12 protein-coding genes, 2 tRNA genes and 1 pseudogene are annotated in these 17,095 nt (G+C 49.6%); 4 read left to right on the top strand and 11 right to left on the bottom strand.

What is annotated here, in order from left to right; translation table 11 throughout:
- Nucleotides 1-69: 69 nt before the first annotated feature.
- Genes IPP66_10910 through IPP66_10900 form a run of 3 tightly spaced genes read right to left on the bottom strand, consistent with a single transcriptional unit; the run spans nucleotide 70 to nucleotide 3,917 of the window.
- Nucleotides 70-591 (bottom strand): hypothetical protein, encoded by a 522-nt coding sequence (locus IPP66_10910; GenBank protein MBK9925789.1) that lies wholly within the window; start codon nucleotides 589-591, stop codon nucleotides 70-72.
- On the bottom strand, nucleotides 578-1,108 hold the full coding sequence (locus IPP66_10905; protein MBK9925788.1) for a sigma-70 family RNA polymerase sigma factor: 531 nt from the start codon (nucleotides 1,106-1,108) through the stop codon (nucleotides 578-580). The genes IPP66_10910 and IPP66_10905 overlap by 14 nt, the downstream gene beginning before the upstream one ends.
- Nucleotides 1,109-1,163: 55 nt before the next feature.
- Complete coding sequence (locus IPP66_10900; GenBank protein MBK9925787.1) at nucleotides 1,164-3,917, bottom strand: hypothetical protein; 2,754 nt, start codon at nucleotides 3,915-3,917, stop codon at nucleotides 1,164-1,166.
- 211 nt (nucleotides 3,918-4,128) lie between these two features.
- Between IPP66_10900 and IPP66_10895 the strand changes: the two genes are divergently transcribed.
- Nucleotides 4,129-4,938: a hypothetical protein gene (locus tag IPP66_10895; protein ID MBK9925786.1), complete on the top strand. Its 810-nt coding sequence runs from the start codon at nucleotides 4,129-4,131 to the stop codon at nucleotides 4,936-4,938.
- A gap of 52 nt (nucleotides 4,939-4,990) precedes the next feature.
- Here the strand turns inward: IPP66_10895 and IPP66_10890 are convergent, their stop codons facing one another.
- From IPP66_10890 to IPP66_10855, 8 genes and pseudogenes are all read right to left on the bottom strand, one after another.
- The gene (locus IPP66_10890; GenBank protein MBK9925785.1) at nucleotides 4,991-6,121 is read right to left on the bottom strand and encodes a cystathionine gamma-lyase; all 1,131 of its coding nucleotides are present in this window, start codon (nucleotides 6,119-6,121) and stop codon (nucleotides 4,991-4,993) included.
- Between the two features lie 181 nt (nucleotides 6,122-6,302).
- The gene (locus tag IPP66_10885) at nucleotides 6,303-8,426 is read right to left on the bottom strand and encodes a peptidoglycan DD-metalloendopeptidase family protein (GenBank protein MBK9925784.1); all 2,124 of its coding nucleotides are present in this window, start codon (nucleotides 8,424-8,426) and stop codon (nucleotides 6,303-6,305) included.
- 102 nt (nucleotides 8,427-8,528) lie between these two features.
- Nucleotides 8,529-9,509 (bottom strand): FHA domain-containing protein, encoded by a 981-nt coding sequence (locus IPP66_10880; GenBank protein ID MBK9925783.1) that lies wholly within the window; start codon nucleotides 9,507-9,509, stop codon nucleotides 8,529-8,531.
- A gap of 65 nt (nucleotides 9,510-9,574) precedes the next feature.
- Complete coding sequence (locus tag IPP66_10875) at nucleotides 9,575-10,822, bottom strand: hypothetical protein (GenBank protein ID MBK9925782.1); 1,248 nt, start codon at nucleotides 10,820-10,822, stop codon at nucleotides 9,575-9,577.
- A gap of 194 nt (nucleotides 10,823-11,016) precedes the next feature.
- Nucleotides 11,017-13,519: pseudogene (locus tag IPP66_10870) on the bottom strand (leucine--tRNA ligase).
- Nucleotides 13,520-13,943: 424 nt separating this feature from the next.
- Nucleotides 13,944-14,111 (bottom strand): hypothetical protein, encoded by a 168-nt coding sequence (locus IPP66_10865; GenBank protein MBK9925781.1) that lies wholly within the window; start codon nucleotides 14,109-14,111, stop codon nucleotides 13,944-13,946.
- 376 nt (nucleotides 14,112-14,487) lie between these two features.
- A tRNA-Ala gene (locus tag IPP66_10860) sits at nucleotides 14,488-14,560 on the bottom strand.
- Between the two features lie 57 nt (nucleotides 14,561-14,617).
- Nucleotides 14,618-14,690 (bottom strand) — tRNA-Ala (locus tag IPP66_10855).
- A 143-nt stretch (nucleotides 14,691-14,833) separates the two neighbouring features.
- On the opposite strand from IPP66_10855, the gene radC reads away from it, so the two are divergent.
- From radC to IPP66_10840, 3 genes are all read left to right on the top strand, one after another.
- Nucleotides 14,834-15,505, top strand: coding sequence for a DNA repair protein RadC (gene radC, locus IPP66_10850; protein ID MBK9925780.1), 672 nt, complete (start codon nucleotides 14,834-14,836; stop codon nucleotides 15,503-15,505).
- Nucleotides 15,506-15,544: 39 nt separating this feature from the next.
- Complete coding sequence (locus tag IPP66_10845; protein MBK9925779.1) at nucleotides 15,545-15,919, top strand: ribonuclease E inhibitor RraB; 375 nt, start codon at nucleotides 15,545-15,547, stop codon at nucleotides 15,917-15,919.
- Nucleotides 15,920-16,034: 115 nt separating this feature from the next.
- Nucleotides 16,035-17,051, top strand: coding sequence for a hypothetical protein (locus IPP66_10840; GenBank protein ID MBK9925778.1), 1,017 nt, complete (start codon nucleotides 16,035-16,037; stop codon nucleotides 17,049-17,051).
- The last annotated feature ends 44 nt before the right edge of the window (nucleotides 17,052-17,095 follow it).

Here is a 17,095-nt window from a genome sequence, read left to right as displayed (position 1 = left end):
ATCTCCTAAATTTGGAGTCAGCCAGCTTGCTGGCTAATTCGCGGGAGCAAGCTCCCGCACTCCATAGTTTTATTTCATTTGACTTCGTAATAAAAACCCATTCCCCACCAGCCAGAGCAGGGAAACACCAGCAAGGGTCAATGCAAGCATGAGGCTGGAAGTTTCAATAACGGGTATTTGCGGAAGGGTCGGTAATTGAAAATCAGTCAATGTCTTAAGCAAGGCCATCCAGTGTGACTGAAGGTGAAGTAAAGTTTCAGCGATGGAGGGTGTTTGAATAGCAGGGAAGAGATTTGCCACAAATGGAGCAACGAATATGATGGCAACTACTGCGGCCACAGCTTGCAGAGTCGCTGTCAGCGTGAGCCAGCGTGGGAGTTGCGGAGGCAGGCTTGAGGTCGTAGTGAAGCGGGCGGCGATGGATTGAGATAAGGCTAATTCAGGAAGAGATTCTATTTCGGTGAACAAGGCTTGTAGCGCAGTCAGACGCGCCGCACATTCATCGCATGAAGATAAATGTGTTTCGATGGCAGCACGTTCTGCTGATTCGTTATCCAAATACTCGTTGAGTTGATCGTCAGTCAGATGCATGGAGTTTCTCCGCCAAAAGCTTGCGGGCGCGGAAGAGATGACTCTTCACGTCGCTGAGAGGGATATTGAGTTCGTTTGCGATCTCTTCGTAGGAAAGTTCTTGATAATGACGCAATTCGACGACAACGCGATAGTTCGCGGGCAAGGAAGCAAGTGCATCGCGCACCTGCTCGCTTCTTTCTTTGACCTCGACCTGCTTCTCAGGTCTTTGAGTTTGATCTCGATCCCGCTCTTCATCAAGAGGAAGCACAGCCTTGCGCGCCTCAAGGAAGTTGAGGCACAAGTTCGCAGCCACACGCCGAATCCACGGGCCGAATTCGCGTTCGAGGTCAAAGGTGTTGAGGCGGTCGTAGGCTCGCATGAAGGTTTCCTGCGCCATGTCTTCGGCTTCGCCGCGCTCGTGGAGCATGCGATAACAGACGTTAAACACACCCGTCTGGTAGCGCGTGACAAGTTCGCCGAAAGCATCACTTTCGCCGCGACGGGCACGGAGGATGAGGTCGCGGTCTGTGGGCACGGTCATGGCTACAGTGTAATACAGGCGATAGGTTGAAAAAGTTGCAGGTGAAGCCTTATTGTTTCAACAAGACCTTATCCCAATCGAGCATGTCCTTCAAGTTGTCTTCAGGCACTTTCCCCTCGGGAATATAGCCGATGAATGAGCGATTATAGACATCCTCTTCCCCATCGAGTAACAGGTCGCTTAAACGATGTTTGAACACACCGATCGAAGATAAGCGCGGATCGTCGCTGGGCAACGCCGTTTCAAAGGTGAGCACGATCTTGCCATCGGCCGTATCTGCCATTTCCACCACTGTCGCCTCATGGATCCAACGTAACCATTCCTGCTCGCGAATACGCGCCTTCTCAGCGGTGAGGAATGTACGGACGCGCGTGATCGGGTCACTCATGTTATAGGCCCAGGGAGTAGTCTCATTGGGGCCGCTTGTCGCTCGCTTTGCGATGAAACCGGGCGGGAGCAAACCAAAGCCGCCTTTTTTCGTTGTAATGGGGTGTGCCATCTGCCACTCGTTCGGTTCTTTGCGCACGAAACGTAGCCACAGAATACTCGCACCCGTTTTGAAATCCGTTTCACTTTCAGGTTTTACCAGATACGAGTTCGGATCCTTCTTTTCATTGCTTTGATACCATGTCGGTTTCGGTGTCAGGCCGCCGGGAGGAGTGTGTCCACGTAAGTGTTGGATGTGTTCCGCCACTTCATTACACACCGCACGCGAAACAACCAGCCGATCAGAGCGGTCATGTTCTTCGCGCCAGCCGGTCATGAACTTATTCTTCCAGTCTCCCATCATCTGGCGGAACTCAGCATCCTGTTTGGAAAATCCGCCAGTCTGTCCCTGTGTCGACTTCTCCCAATCTTTATCCTTCACTTCGGTCAGACGCAGATCGGTTAACTTGACGATCTCCTTCCACATCCAATCGGGCAGGTCATCCTTATAGTCCATCAGAGCTTCGTAGATTTCATCCGATTTCATTGCATCGACTTCGTAACTTCCCTCGTCAATACGTAAGTTGATCAATGAATTGCGTTGATGAGACGGGCTGTCAATTTCAAGTGCACGTTTGATGCGTTTCAAATGTCCTGCAATGCGTTCCTTCCATTCAGGATCGGTGGCTTGGGCAAGTTTCGGTTTTTGCTGAACAGGTGAGGCAGGCACCCCACTGGAAGGTTCGTAAGATTCCACTTTCTCACGGCAAAGCGCCTCCACGGCGTCCTCGCTCAGACTCTTCATTTCTTTTTCGATTTCCGCGGTATGCAGGTTTGCCAACAGATCTTTGGGGTCTGCCCACGAGCCATGTGCGCTCGCGTATCGCATCCCTGAAAAATGGACAACCATATACTGAAGCCAACGTGGATACCGTCCCAGCTTGGCCTTGAACTCTTTAACGACCAATTCCAAAAGCTGATAGTGATCCAAGTCCCCCAGCGACAGCTTGTAATCATCCAGTTTCACCTGCACAATATCCTTCACAGTGACAGGCTTCGATGCATCCGGGACGTATTCCATCAGACGTTTTTCTTCGGTGACGATAAGGATGTCGTCATATGAATCGATCTGACTTTGCAACGCCTTCGCTTCGTCCCTTAACTTTGAGAGGCTTCCGTTTGCTGACGCCAATTCCAACTCTTTGGCCTGAACCAACTTCGTCATCTCGTCTTTAGATTTGCTTGAGTATTCGAACGCAGCTTGGAAGTCAGTCAGTTTTTTTAGCTCTTCCTCCACAGCCTTCAAGCTGACATTCCGCAGATTATCGCGCAGGGCTTCCCGCTCCGCTTTGTATTTCCAGGTTGGGCCCATGTTGCGGAGGTCTGTGTCGTGTTTGATGATCTCTTTTTGGAGAGTCGCTTGATACTGGTTCAAACTGTAGAGTGTGTTTCGGATCACGTTCAGCCGCGACGACTCCGATTTGGAATAACTGAATTGGTCTTTTAAGTCCTTGTGAAATTTGTTGATCGCATCCACCAACGATTGACTGGCCTGTGCAAATTGATTGCGGAGTTGCGAAGAGACGTCAGCGGTGGAAAAGTATGATTCAACAGAAGCCAACTGCGGGGGAGATTTGAGGCGTGCCAATTCGTCCGAAGCTTTCTTTTGGAGGGAATTCTGCTTTTCGATCTGAGGCTTCAATAGATCCAGTTTAGCCGTCGCTTCTTTGACGATCTTTTCGGCGTTCTGAATTGATTTCTCTATATCCTGTTTGCGTTTTTCGATCCTGCCTGAGGTGGAGACAAATACATACAAACGATTGAGTTCCTCGTCCACCATTTGGAAGGCAGGCTTTTGCATACGGATTAATTCCTGTTCCTCTTTGGGCGCATTCGGATGAGGCGGCGTCTGGCTCTTCATAATATCCACACGGCGCTGTTTGTTCGCAAGTTTCTTGAGATATTCTTTTCGATATTGTTGCCAGAAAAGGACTTGTTGCGATACAAAATATGTTTCGCGGCGTGGATCAGTGAACTTTGGAAGGTATGTGCTGAAATTCCTGTGAAAGGCGTGGATGGCGTTGAGTATCTCTTCATCCACCGCACCAAACTTCTTCATATAATCCGCGCGGACATCCCCGCTCATAAAATAATTTCTATATTCAAAGTAAGCCTTGGCCGCCTTTTCAACGGCCAGTTTCTTTTGGGCATGATAGGCATTGATCTCGCCTTTGATATCTTTGTTCTTGTATTCCGCCCATAATTCGATCTCCTTGTAATACACAAGAAAATCACGCAGTTTCATCTCGCGCAAGGGATAAATAGTCTTTCGTAAAACATCGTTCTGCCACTGGAAGTAAATAGTTTGTTCAGGCATATCGTGTTCCTCAAGGTCAACTAGTAAGTTAGATTTATTTTCGATTGTATTCCAAATTGGGTCAAATTTACAGAATAGTAGGGCTATGGCTTCGTAACATTCGCGCTTACCGAGGGTTTTTACTCCTGAACAACCTAAACATGCTGTAAAGTGCCCTACATACTGCGTGTGCTATACTCGATTTATCTCACCCCCCGTTTGGGAGACCGATGTGAATACAACTACCCTTGAAATTCCGACCGAGCTATTGGAAGCGGCAAAGATCACAGCCGAGGATGCCAAAAAAGAACTGGCCATCCGCCTGTATCAATTGCACAAATTGAACGACAGGCAGGCCGCGCAACTGGCGGGTGACCCGAAGGTGATCGAATCGTTGGTCTGGAGCAATGGCGAGACAGGTCATTTTGGCCTAGACGACTTCCTTTCGTGGGCCTCACATGACCTGAAAACTCCGCTCAATTCCATCATCGGTTTTACCAAGGTGGTGCTGAAAGGTATTGACGGTCCCGTCAACGAGATGCAGGAAACTGACCTTACAACCGCGTTCACAGCGGGTCAGCGCATGCTGGCGCTGGTCACCTATCTGGTGGAGATCGCCCGCCTAAACAACGGCCACATCAAACTTTCTCGTAGCGATAACGATATTACAGAGATCATCACCGACGCCACCAATCGCTGGAAGACCCAAAGCACGGCCAAGCCACTCAACATCGATGTAACCATCGCAAATCCGTCTTTCAACGTGGACAAAGCTCAGATGCGCACGATCTTCATGTATCTTTTGACTTTCGCTTCGATCCGTGTGACCGATGGGACTGTCTCACTTTCAGCAAGCGACTCGCCTAAAGCACTAAAGGTCAGGGTCCAAAGTAACGGCAAAAAGGCCGTTGATAAATCCGAAATGGACTCGTCCATGCTGGAGTTCATTACCACATCGCTTGTCAAACTCCATGATGGACAGATGGATGATCCGCAAGAAACGGACGATGGTTTGGTGTTGAGTTTTTCACTGCCAAGATAAAGCAAAAGACCCTGATGCTAAAAACATCAGGGTCTTTTTATTACAACAACAATTAACTGGATATTTTATCCAGAGCTTGTTTCATATCCGCGATCAGGTCTTCCGCGTCTTCACAACCAACACTCATGCGGATGAATCCAGCATTGACCTTGTCCCCTCCCCAACGTGCACGCCGCTCAGCCATGGTGTGCAAACTGCCAAAGCTGGTGGCTTCGTAAACCAATTCGCAGTTCTTCAAAAATTGCTCAGCTAGTTCCTGAGATGCCAATTCAAAGCTAATGACCGAACCGTAAAATCTCATCTGACGAGATGCAACTGCATGAGCTGGATCATTCGGTAAGCCAGGATAGCGCAATCCCTGCACGTCGGGGCGAGAGGCAAGGAACTCTGCTATAGCTAAAGTATTTTTGCGCTGACGTTCCATGCGCACATCAAGTGTCGCCAATGAACGATGAGCAAGCCAAACTTCCATGGGACCGGGGATCGAACCCATTTGCGTACGCCACGCTCGCAACTTTTCTCCCCACTGTACATCCTTCACAGACACATGTCCCAATATCAGATCGCTATGTCCCGTTGTGATCTTTGTATCAGACGATAACGAAAAGTCCGCGCCTAAGGTCAATGGTTGTTGGCCAAGACAGGATGGTGTTGTGTTATCCACGATAACCAGACATCCAGCCGCATGAGCGGCCTCTGCAAGCAAAGCAATATCGCAGACATCTAAAAGAGGATTACTGGGAGTTTCCAACCATAACAGTTTTGCGCCCTGCAGGAATTCTTTCTGCGCGTTATTTGCCGTGGGGGCAAGTTGAACTTCCACGCCGAGGTTTGCGAAAAAACCAGTAGCGATCATACGAGCGGCATAATACGCGTCCGATGGCATGACCAAACGATCCCCCGCTTTGAGCGTCACTCCCAACACTGCGGCAATGGCTGCCATGCCAGAGGAAAATGCGATAGTCGCCGCGCCTGATTCCAATTCAGTGATGGCTTTTTCGTATGCCGTCCATGTTGGGTTGTGATACCGTCCATAGAGGTACGCCGAGGTGGACGGGTCACCACTAAGATGATAGGTACCAGCAAAAGTCGGGCCGGGCAAAAAGGCATCACCTTGTTTTGCATCCGGCAGACCCGCTCTAACGACACGAGTTGCTTCTTTCATGGGGCTCTCCATATTCATTAAATTTTTAGGGACTTAAGAGATTGGACATTCAAATGGATTATACCTTTTCGTCTTCACTCCCTTGAAGCATCAAAGTTTATTTGCCTGACAATGAAAAATTCCCTGATGAACTTCCGCGTCATCAGGGAATTTCGCCATGGAAAGCATTGGCTTTTATCTCTATTTGGGAAAAACTCCCCTATGGCCAAACAATAGGACCTGTTTTTCTATAATTGGCTGCAAGTCGTTCAAGATCCAACACATTGATGATGCTATCGTTGTTCAAGTCAGCGGCAGAGGGCTGGGATGCATTGTAGTTCATCCCAATGGTTAACGCATCGAACTGGTCAATAATATTGTTACCGTCAATATCACCAGCGAGAAGAGCGATGGATGTTAGTGACGTTATCACACCACTGGTGAGAGTAACAGAGGCTTGAGCGTTGAGAAAGCCGCTTGAGGAGGCGACAGTTGTATAGGTCCCAGCAGGAGCCGTGAGCGTGAATGTGCCATCAGTATTGGTCGTGACAGCCGAAACAATGGAACCATTCGATGCATATAAATTGATCGTCACTGGCTTGGTGGAAAGTACCTGGCCGGTGAGTGTCCCATTTTGTAATGGTGTTGGTGTCGATGTAGGATACATCTGCGAAAGCCAGACATATGTCTCAACGATCTGCCCAAAAACAGCGGACTCCGCCGCTTCATCATATAACGGTGGAGGTGTTACAAACGCTCCAGGGTTGGCAGCACGCAGGATAAAGTCGAGACTGACACAGATATTGTCACGCAGAGTGGAATACGCTGTCCATTTGTTGGTATGCCCGGCAGTGGTATCTTGTCCGGTCTGCTTTAGAAAAGAGAGACCGTTGATAGTGACTGTCTCAGATGTTTCAAGCATTGATTGGATAGCCAAGGGGCTTTGACATGGATTGGCATTCTCAGCCACAATCATTTCCAAATATTTCACACCCAGATTCGTCCCGGGCGTAACAGGAAGGTAGATATACGTGAGATTGTCATTACTAACGGGATCAATTGTTCCTTGTGGTGGATATTTAAATTGGAAATTATAGGTTGCATCAGTAAAGGTCAACCAAGTATCAACGGTGGAAACAGGTGTCGGAGTCGATGATGGCAGAGGTACTGGTGTAGTTGTGGGCGTGAATGTAGGCGTTGGAATAGATCCAAGAACATTCAAAGCAGTTCCAATGGAAGGGAGATTCACAAGTTGATCATTACCTGATGATACACGCCCCGTGCATTCAAGGTTGGTTTGCCCTGATCGCAAACCCTTCGCAACAAAGGTGAATGCCGATCCGCTTGCCGTGGCTTTGTTCCCGTGACTGCCGGCGATGGCAACGATGAAGCTCCCATTTTGCGGTCCATTGAACGCAACAGCGGGGTCTGTGCCAAAGATGTTTGCAACGGAAATATTACTTACTTCGATAATAGATGAATCATACGGGCAAACTATTTCCGTACTTGTATAACCTTCCACTGGCACATTATTCAAGCTGACCGTGACAAGCGCTGTTTCACCGACATTGATATTCAGCGGGTCAGCGCTGGTGGAGATATAAGGCCCGGTAGGAGTGGGAAAGACTGTGAGAGTAGTTTCTGTTGTAGTAGGTAAAGTTGGCGTCTCAGATGGTGTAGGTGTAGGAGTGATGGACAATGAATCGAACGTGTTCATGAGCGGCTTGTATAAGCCTACAGTCTCGCTCCCCTTTGTGAAAGAAGTGTGGTTGAAAAGCGAAAAGTAATTTACCTGCCACCCGGCAAATGAAGCACCAAGCAAGGTGGGACGCAGCATGAAATGCAAATGCGGAATATCTGGCTCTGTACTCCCAACGCAAAATTTATACCGTATACCATCGGCAATAATGCCGAGACGTTGGTTGCGATTAATTGTGTCGCCCAAACGCACCTGTACATTACCGAGGAATTGATATTGTGATACCCATCCGTTATGATGATCGAGGATGATGTAGCAACTCGATACAGCAACCACTGTCCCTGAAGCCGCGGCGGCCACCCAAAAATTGGATGTATCTTCCCCTTTATAGGTATACTTGTGTGGAGCAAAATCAATTGCGCCGCCCACCGAATAATTATGTGAACTACTTATGGGCCGTTTGAAACCGTTATCGATCCCATCGATCGCCATCCAGGCAACACCGTAATCCCAAGGCAGTTGGAACATATCCGTTGGCGGGAGCGTAGTAGCATTGGCAGGGAGGGCACCCGCTACATCCACAGGCAATAAAGAAGTCAACAGGATTAACAGAAGGATAGCCCGAAGAGTGCGTTTAGATTTCATCTCTATTTTCCTTAATCAATATGACAACTATTCCGGGGCTATGACACAATGCCACATACTCATGGTGCTCTCCATACATAACGAGCGCCACTATTTCTTTAGCTAGGTTCCAAACACAAACAGGACACGTCTTCCGAGGCGTACCACATCACCAGATTTCAAGACGGCAGAGCTTTTTCGCACGGCCCGGCCATTGACGAATGTCTCGCCGCCCAAATCCATGAGGTAATAATCGTTATTGGCGGCGTAGATCTTGATGTGTTGCCCGATCACCTGTGGGTCATCAAGACAGATATCGTTGGACGGGTCATGGCCAATCACACAGGGCAGTCTGTTCAGTGAAAACCTTTTGCCAGCACGTGAACCCATCTTGAAACTGACGGCAACCGGCTTCAAGAAGGAAGGCGATGGTTGGTCGACATAGGCCATGCCAGCAGTTTTCTGGATCACCTTGTAAATGCCAAAACCAAGACCAAGAATCAGGAAGATCGTGATCGCGGCAACACCCCAAAGGGGAGACTGAAAATTCGAAGGGGAACCAATCGTCGGGTCGAGAGGAAGCGGCGTACCCGATACAGGTTGATCGGATTGTTCACCCACCGCCGAATCCACATTCAAAGCAATACTGCTCTGGGAAAATTTCACACCAGGGAGCGGGGCAGCAAATCCTTTTTCATTGCGAACAGCCAGCGCAGCGTTCTCCAAATTGATGCCGGTCTGGCAACCACCAAGTGTTACAAATCTCAATTCAGCCAGTACGCCATTCACTATTTGCGGGGTGGTGCTGGCAAAGGATGCATCTACAAGACCGGAGGTTTGGGGTAGTGATAAACCGTTCATACCTGGAATGGGGCTCGTGGCATTGACAGGTTTGAGACAAGCGGGATCATAGCGAACCTGAAATGTGAATCCCTGGATGGGAGTGACAGACATTGCATTGACCGTGATCAGCACGGTTTCACCGGTTTTATATGCAGTGGTATTGGCAGTCAACCAGATCGTTTCCGATACCTGCGCATGGACACCAGGGACGAATGAAAAAGCAAAAACAAATACAAGAATAATTGCAACGATAAGTCTCATAGGATAATTCCATGACATGGGCGCACATATACACGTGCGCCCATGTGATCATCTATCATGTTGTGTTACGGCCAGTTAATAGGACCTGTCAAGCGGTAGTTGGCAGCGAGCAGTTCCAGGTCGAGAACATTGATGGTGCCATCATTGTTCAAGTCAGCAGCGGAGGGAACTGCAGTGTTGTAGCTCATGCCAATGGTAAGGGCATCGAATTGGTCGATAACTCCATTGCCATCAATATCACCAGCCAACAGGGTCACCGCAGTCTTGGCGGTGGTCGCATTCGCAGTGATGACAGCCGAACCTTCTGCGTTGAGAAAGCCGCTCGCCGTTCCGACAACAGTATAGGTCCCAGCAGGAGCCGTGAGGCTAAAGGTGCCATCTGTGTTGGCAGCGACCGAAGTGACCAGGGTGTCCTGCGCGTCATACAGACCGATGGTCACAGCCTTGCCAGCAAGGACTTGCCCGGTCAAAGTTCCATTCACAGGCTCAACTACAACGCCGGTAATCGTCAAAGTAATAGAAGTGGCCGGAAGTGTTATGAGGACATTATCGCCCTTGGAAACGCGGGCCACACACGTAATCGTAGCCTGGCCTTCCTGCAGACCCTTCGCATTGAAGGTGAACGCAACACCATCTGTCAGAGCTCTGTTTCCGTTACTTCCCGCAACTGCCACAATGAAACTGCCGTTCGTTGGGCCGCTGAGTGCTGTAGCAGAATCGGCACCAAACAAACCGGCAACAACAATGTTGCTCACTTCGATCTTGCTCATATCATAGGTACAAGTGAATTCTGCGCTCGTATATCCACCTTCAGGGATGTTATCCAAGCTAACGCTGACGGTGGAGATTTCTCCCACCTTCACACTATCGGGCTGAGCACTCACTGAGGATGATGGATCGGTTGGAGGTGGAGTGATTGTTACACGCCGGATGGTAAAGGAATAGAAACCACTGCCGGTTCCAGGTTCAACCAGTACAAAGTAACTTCCGGCTGGCTGAGAACTGGTCAACGAGCCATTACCACGTGTGATCTCGTTACCGTTTGCATCGGTCAAGATGACCACGGTGGTCAAGCCATCTCCGCTGGCAGCAGCGTTCACAGAGAAATTTTCGGTTTCAGTGAACAGGACAGGCCATTTTTCGATGCGGTTGGCATCTACATATCCAGCATAAGTGGCATCCCAATAGGTGAGATCACGCACTACAACCACTGGGTCCCCGGATTGTGCCTGCGCAGATTGGAAACTTCCTACAACCGCAAACAACATCACAACTACAACAAGGATCTGCAAAAGGCTTTTGAATTTCATCATTACATTCTCCTTCTGGATTTGGTGGAAAAACTATTCTCATTGTAGGTCTAGATAAAGGTTAGTACCGTTGCATTAGGGTTGCCGTGATGTTGCAGAATGATTGCCAAAATAACGGCAGTACTTTTGTGGGAATGTGAATCAAAAAGCCCTTGAAAATCTTTCGACTCTCAAGGGCTTCTTCTTATCTGGCTGTCTTATATAACAATGCTCACCAATCTGCGGTTCGCTACGATGACCTTCTTCGGCTCCTTCCTCCAGGAACTTTTGCACGACTTCAGAAGCCAGCGCGGCAGACTTGATCTCATCTTCCGTAGCTTCGGCTGGGACCGTGATGCGGTCACGCACTTTGCCATTGACCTGAACCGGCAGTTCGATGGAATCTTCTTTCGCGGCGGCTTCATCGAATTTCGGCCAATCCTGCTGATGGACCGAGTATGGCTTGCCCATGTGATTCGTCCACAGTTCTTCGGCGATGTGCGGCGCAACAGGGGCCAGCATCTTCAAGTAGATCTCCTGTGCTTCGTTCCATTCAGGGGAACCAACCGCACCAGCCTCACGTGCTTTATACATGTCATTCATCAATTCCATCAACGAGGAGATGATCGTGTTGAATTCAAAGTTTTCGAAATCACGAGTCACTTTGCGCAGGGTCTGGTGAACGCGTCGGCGCAATTGACGTCCATCGAAGGCTGAACCAGCCGTCGGGTTGGAAGAGGCAGGCGAGGGATCAGTGAACAGATTCCATGTGCGGCGAATCCAACGTGCGGATCCTTCAATGCCTTGTGAGTCCCACGGAGCGCCCATATCCCAACGCGCGAAGAACATCAAATACGCGCGGACGGTGTCGGCGCCATAACGATCCACCAACACATCGGGCGCAATGACGTTGCCGCGGCTCTTCGACATCTTCTCGTTATCTTCGCCCAATACCATGCCTTGATTGCGCAACTGCAACATCGGCTCGCCACCTTCAGTGATGCCTGCATCACGCAAAGCCTTGTGGAAGAAGCGAGTGTACAACAGATGCATGGTGGCATGTTCGATGCCACCCGTATAGGTATCAACAGGCATCCAATAGTTATATTCCTTATCATCAAACGGACCTTTGTCATACTTCGGCGACAGGTAACGCAGGTGATACCATGACGAACACATAAATGTATCCATCGTATCGGTTTCACGTGTGGCAGGTTCACCACACACAGGACAGGTGGTATTCTTCCATGTGGGATGCAGTTTCAACGGGCTTTCGCCGGTTGGCTTCCATTCCACATCTTCGGGCAACGTCACAGGCAATTGATCGTCAGGCACAGGATTCCATCCATGCACATCGCAATGGATCATCGGGATCGGTGCGCCCCAATATCGCTGGCGCGAGATCAACCAATCGCGATAGCGATAGTTGACCGACTCTTTGCCGATGCCCTGCGCTTCCAGCCAGTCAATGACTTTTGCGATGCTGGGATTCTTCCGTCCTTTTTCTGTGTTGACTTTCGTACCATCCAACATACCAGAATTGATCATGACACCAGCCCCAATAAATGCGGACTCTAAAACACCCGCTTCGCTCTGACCTTCGGGCTGGATCACTGGGATAATAGGCAGTTCATACTTTTTGGCAAATGCGAAGTCACGTTCATCGTGTGCAGGGACAGCCATGATCGCGCCCGTGCCATAGGACATCAAAACATAATCTGCGATCCAGATCGGAATGCGCGCCTGATTGACCGGGTTGATGGCATAAGCGCCCGTGAACACGCCAGTCTTTTCTTTGTCGATAGCGCCACGTTGAATATCCGATTGACGCGCGGCTTGTGACTTATACTCTTCGACAGCGACTTTGTTCTCAGGTGTGGTCAATTCATCCACCAATGGATGCTCAGGCGAGAAGACCATGAAAGTCGCGCCCCACAACGTATCGGGACGAGTCGTAAAGACCTCTACACCATGGTTTCCGATTTCGGTCTTGAAGACGACCGATGCACCTTCACTGCGGTCGATCCAATTCGTTTGCAGAGTCTTGACCGTTTGAGGCCAGTCAATGCCATCGAAGTTCAACAGTTCATCAGCATACTTGGTCGTTTTGAAGAACCACTGACTCAAGTCCTTCTTGATGACAGGCGTGCCGCATCGTTCACAATGACGGTCGTCGCCCCAAACCTGTTCACGTGCCAATGTCGTATTGCAGTTCGGGCAGAAATCCACTGGCGATAGTTTGCGGTAGGCCAACCCAGCCTTGTATAACTGGATGAAGAACCACTCAGTCCACTTGTAGTATTCAGGCTCGCATGAGACCGCTTCACGTTCCCAATCGAACATCGCGCCCATCGAGCGCAACTGCCCACGCATGCGGACGATATTGTCCCGCGTGCGCACCATGGGGTGAATACCGCTTTTAATGGCGGCGTTCTCCGCGGGCAGACCGAACGCATCAAAACCCATCGGGAACAATACGTTGTAGCCTTTCATCCGCATGTAACGGGCACGCGCGTCTGAAGGCGTCATCGCATACCAGTGACCAATATGCAAGTCACCACTCGGATACGGCAACATGGTCAACGCGTAATGCTTAGGTCGGCTCTCATCGATCACAGAACGGTACAGCTTGTCTGCTTCCCATTTCTTCTGCCACTTGGCTTCAAGAGCTTTAGGAGAATAGGAAATGTCCTTTTTGGTTTCTTCCTTCACGGGTTTCACTTCCTTTACCGCCTGAATAGCGGACTGTTTCTTCTCCACAGGCACAACAGCCTTGGGCTTTGGGGTCACAGGCGTAATAGCCTTGACGGGCGCAACCACAATCGCTTTTGTTGCTGTCTTCTTGGCAACAACCTTTTTCGTAACAGCAGGTTTTGCCTTCGGGGTTGTCTTTTTGGCAGGAGTGGCTTTCGCCTTCGAGGACGATGTCTTTACAGCGACTTTCTTGACTGCCGTTTTCTTCGGAGTCGCTTTTTTAACCACTGCCTTTTTTACTGCCGCTATTTTCTTCGTCTTGGGAGACGGTTTCTTCGCGACAGTTTTCTTTGTAGTTTTACTTTTCTTTGTAACAGCCATTCTTACCTCATTGTTTAATAGTTTCAGGTTCCAGGTTTCAAGTCTCAGGTCAAAATCTGACCTTTGACATTCAATTTTTGACTTTCAGCGTGAGGAGGCGCACGGCATTGACGCTCCATGCGAGAAGGCAGGACACCGTCCTGATTTCAAAGATTTGTTCTGCGATCATACGTGCCTCCTTTCTAAATTTGACGATGGGCCGTGGACAATCGACCATGAAGTTCTTCTCATCGTCCATGGTCTACCGTCCATTGTCCGTAAAAAACAAAAAACCCTTCATCCACAACAGGGACGAAGAGTTCTCTCCGCGGTACCACCCGAATTACGTTTTCAAGTTGGAACGTTCAAACGTTTCAACGTTCGAACCTGTAAACGTCACTTTAACTGCGATAACGGGCATACCCGTGGATGACTACTTCGTTTCACCATCCAAGTCTCTCGATCGAGTAACAGGCGAGTTCAGTCTTTAAAGTGTCCCGTTGACACTGTTGTTGGGCTTCCACCTCACTCTCCCAACTCGCTGACGGGATGACCTACTACTCCTGTCTTGACTTTTAATTATGTTCGTTCATTATAGCATAAGAGCGACTAGGTTTTCTAATCGCTCTCGCTAGTGGACCCAGAGGGATTCGAACCCTCGACCTTCTCAATGCCATTGAGACGCGCTCCCAACTGCGCTATGGGCCCATATTCTTTTTGTGAGCAGTGAACCAGCTTTCCATTTGTCCACCGTTCACTGCCTAGTGGACCTGAGGGGATTCGAACCCCTGACCTCCTCAGTGCGATTGAGGCGCGCTCCCAACTGCGCTACAGGCCCGTAAATAAGGCGACCCGAATTCTACTTGAGGGGTTGGGGGATGTCAAGCAAAGCACTCCACAAGATTCGCTGTAAAATAGAGACATCCTACCTATTGAGGGAGTCTCATGGCCGAAACAAACTCCAAACCAATCTATCGCATCATGGACTTACACGCTTCGGATCGTCCGCGCGAGAGGCTTGCTTCATTGGGACCCCAAGCCTTGACCAACGCTGAATTAATTGCCATCCTGTTACGAGTCGGTGTGAAAGGCGAGAATGCGGTCGAGGTAGGACAACGCCTGCTCAACAAATTCGGCGGGCTGACCGGTCTCCACCGCGCCCCATTCGTTGACCTTACAAAACAACATGCGATAGGTGAGGCGAAAGCCGCAGAGATCAAAGCCGCCATCGAACTCGGCCGACGATTGACTCTCGAATCCCCGGAAGAACGCCCCTCGATCAACTCCCCTGCCGATGCGGCCGCATTGGTTTCGTATGAAATGTCCGCGTTGGAGCAGGAACATCTGCGCGTGATATTGCTCGATAGAAGAAACCGCGTGATGGAAACCGTGGAAGTGTACAAAGGCTCGGTCAACTCATCACAAGTAAGAGTTGGTGAAATCTTCAAAGAAGCGGTACGGAAAAATTCTTCTGCGATCATTGTGATCCACAACCACCCCAGCGGAGACCCCACTCCCAGCCCCGATGATGTCGCTGTGACGCGTGCCATCGTGCAGGCAGGCAAACTCTTGGATGTGGAAGTACTTGATCATCTTGTGATCGGTCAGGGGAAGTGGGTCTCGTTGAAAGAAAAAGGATTGGGGTTTGGGTAATGAGTAAAACAGCTACGCAATTAAACTTTGGATGCTTATATGGCTAACGACCTCCCATACCAATTAAAAACAAATGAAATGTTATGGCATAGATGGCTGGATTTTGGTATCACCTCAGGCGCCGAGTTTGAGGTCGAGTTCCACTTTTACACATCAAAAGAACAAGCAGCTGACGAGTTAATTGCCGGGTTAGAGAAAGCGGGGTTATCAGCCAAGAAAAGTATAAATCGAACTCTTTTTATTCTCAAAGGTTGGACAATTACTGTGCCAATATCACAATCATGGACATTGGAAATATTGAATGAACAAACACGTCGATTCTGTAAACTTGCTGACATGTTACATTTAACATTTGATGGATGTGGTGCTTATATGCCGTGGAAAGGGCAAGAACCGCCAAAGCACAAATCCTAGGCTTTATCGAAACTCGAAGGTCAGCGAACCAGCCCAAATGGAGGATGAAGCGGTTCTTCCTCCAATGATATGATGTAGTTACCCTTATTCATATCTTTATTCGGGAGTGAGCCTTATGGATTTTTTCTTCGGAAAGCGCAAGCCACAGCAATCACAAAAACCCAGTTTTTCAGCAGGGCTTCCCAAGGCGGGTGATGCGATCCCTGACTCCTTGAAGGCTCACTCCCGCTTCATAAAGCGCGTGAGTTGTCCACAATGCGGCGCACCGAAGTCACGACCTTCTACAACGGCATACATTTACTGTGACTATTGCGGTTCGCTCATGGACTATGACTTCCGCATGGCGAATGCCAACACCAACGCAGGCATTACCAACACGGTCTATCATCGCATCATTGCCACGGTACAAGTTCCGCTGGCGCAATCGAAGGCTGTGGGGAATCGAGAAGCGGTACGTATCATCTACAAGCAGGTCTTCACACAATGGTTGCAGGAATGCCCAAACGCCGCTTCGCCGCGCGCGATCAGGGACATGGGCTTTCGCAAACAGTTCATTGATTACTCGGCCGAGTGCGCGATGATCAAGGACATGGACCCGCATCAGACCACACTACAAACTCAAATGGATTCGTTAGTGTCCCGCCTGCAACGCATCCCTACGCCTGGCGGCGCATGGATGGTGGCTGGCCCGTTCTGGGAGTATGCCGCGCTGTTCAAGGAACAGATGGAAGGGACGTATGCGCTGATCCGTCAATTGGGTGCGGACAAGTTGGACCCCGATCATGCCTCGCCCGAAGTTGCCCTGCGCATGGAATACACAACCTTCTGTCAGGCCTGGCTCCCCCACCTCTCCCCAACAGATGGGGAACGCCTCTTGAAATTTTATGGCTTGAACGCGGAATACGATGAAGTGAAACCATTGGAAACCGAACACCGTCATTGTGGATGTTGCGGGTCAGATATTGAAGCTCTCCCCGGCGCGAAACAGATGGTGTGCGAATCATGCGGCTTCACCATCGATGTGAACAGTCAGGCCATTCCCTGTCAAAAGTGCGGAGCTTTGCTCTCGTTCCCTGTATCAGTCAACAATGTGGTGTGCCCCTATTGCAGTACGGACACACGGCGGGTGTAGTAGGTTTGAGGTTTGTGTAAAAACAAATCGGTGTATAGTTGGGC

The organism is Candidatus Defluviilinea proxima (assembly GCA_016721115.1).
In the GTDB taxonomy this organism is placed as follows: domain Bacteria; phylum Chloroflexota; class Anaerolineae; order Anaerolineales; family Villigracilaceae; genus Defluviilinea; species Defluviilinea proxima.
The sequence above is the reverse complement of the archived record's forward strand: the minus strand, read 5'-3'. Positions and strand labels throughout refer to the sequence as shown.

Coding starts and splice junctions, on each gene's coding strand:
- IPP66_10910 (MBK9925789.1), bottom strand. CDS start 591: ATGCATCTGACTGACGATCAACTCAACGAGTATTTGGATAACGAATCA.
- IPP66_10900 (MBK9925787.1), bottom strand. CDS start 3,917: ATGCCTGAACAAACTATTTACTTCCAGTGGCAGAACGATGTTTTACGA.
- IPP66_10890 (MBK9925785.1), bottom strand. CDS start 6,121: ATGAATATGGAGAGCCCCATGAAAGAAGCAACTCGTGTCGTTAGAGCG.
- IPP66_10885 (MBK9925784.1), bottom strand. CDS start 8,426: ATGAAATCTAAACGCACTCTTCGGGCTATCCTTCTGTTAATCCTGTTG.
- IPP66_10880 (MBK9925783.1), bottom strand. CDS start 9,509: ATGAGACTTATCGTTGCAATTATTCTTGTATTTGTTTTTGCTTTTTCA.
- IPP66_10875 (MBK9925782.1), bottom strand. CDS start 10,822: ATGATGAAATTCAAAAGCCTTTTGCAGATCCTTGTTGTAGTTGTGATG.
- IPP66_10865 (MBK9925781.1), bottom strand. CDS start 14,111: ATGGACGATGAGAAGAACTTCATGGTCGATTGTCCACGGCCCATCGTC.
- radC (MBK9925780.1), top strand. CDS start 14,834: ATGGACTTACACGCTTCGGATCGTCCGCGCGAGAGGCTTGCTTCATTG.
- IPP66_10845 (MBK9925779.1), top strand. CDS start 15,545: ATGGCTAACGACCTCCCATACCAATTAAAAACAAATGAAATGTTATGG.
- IPP66_10840 (MBK9925778.1), top strand. CDS start 16,035: ATGGATTTTTTCTTCGGAAAGCGCAAGCCACAGCAATCACAAAAACCC.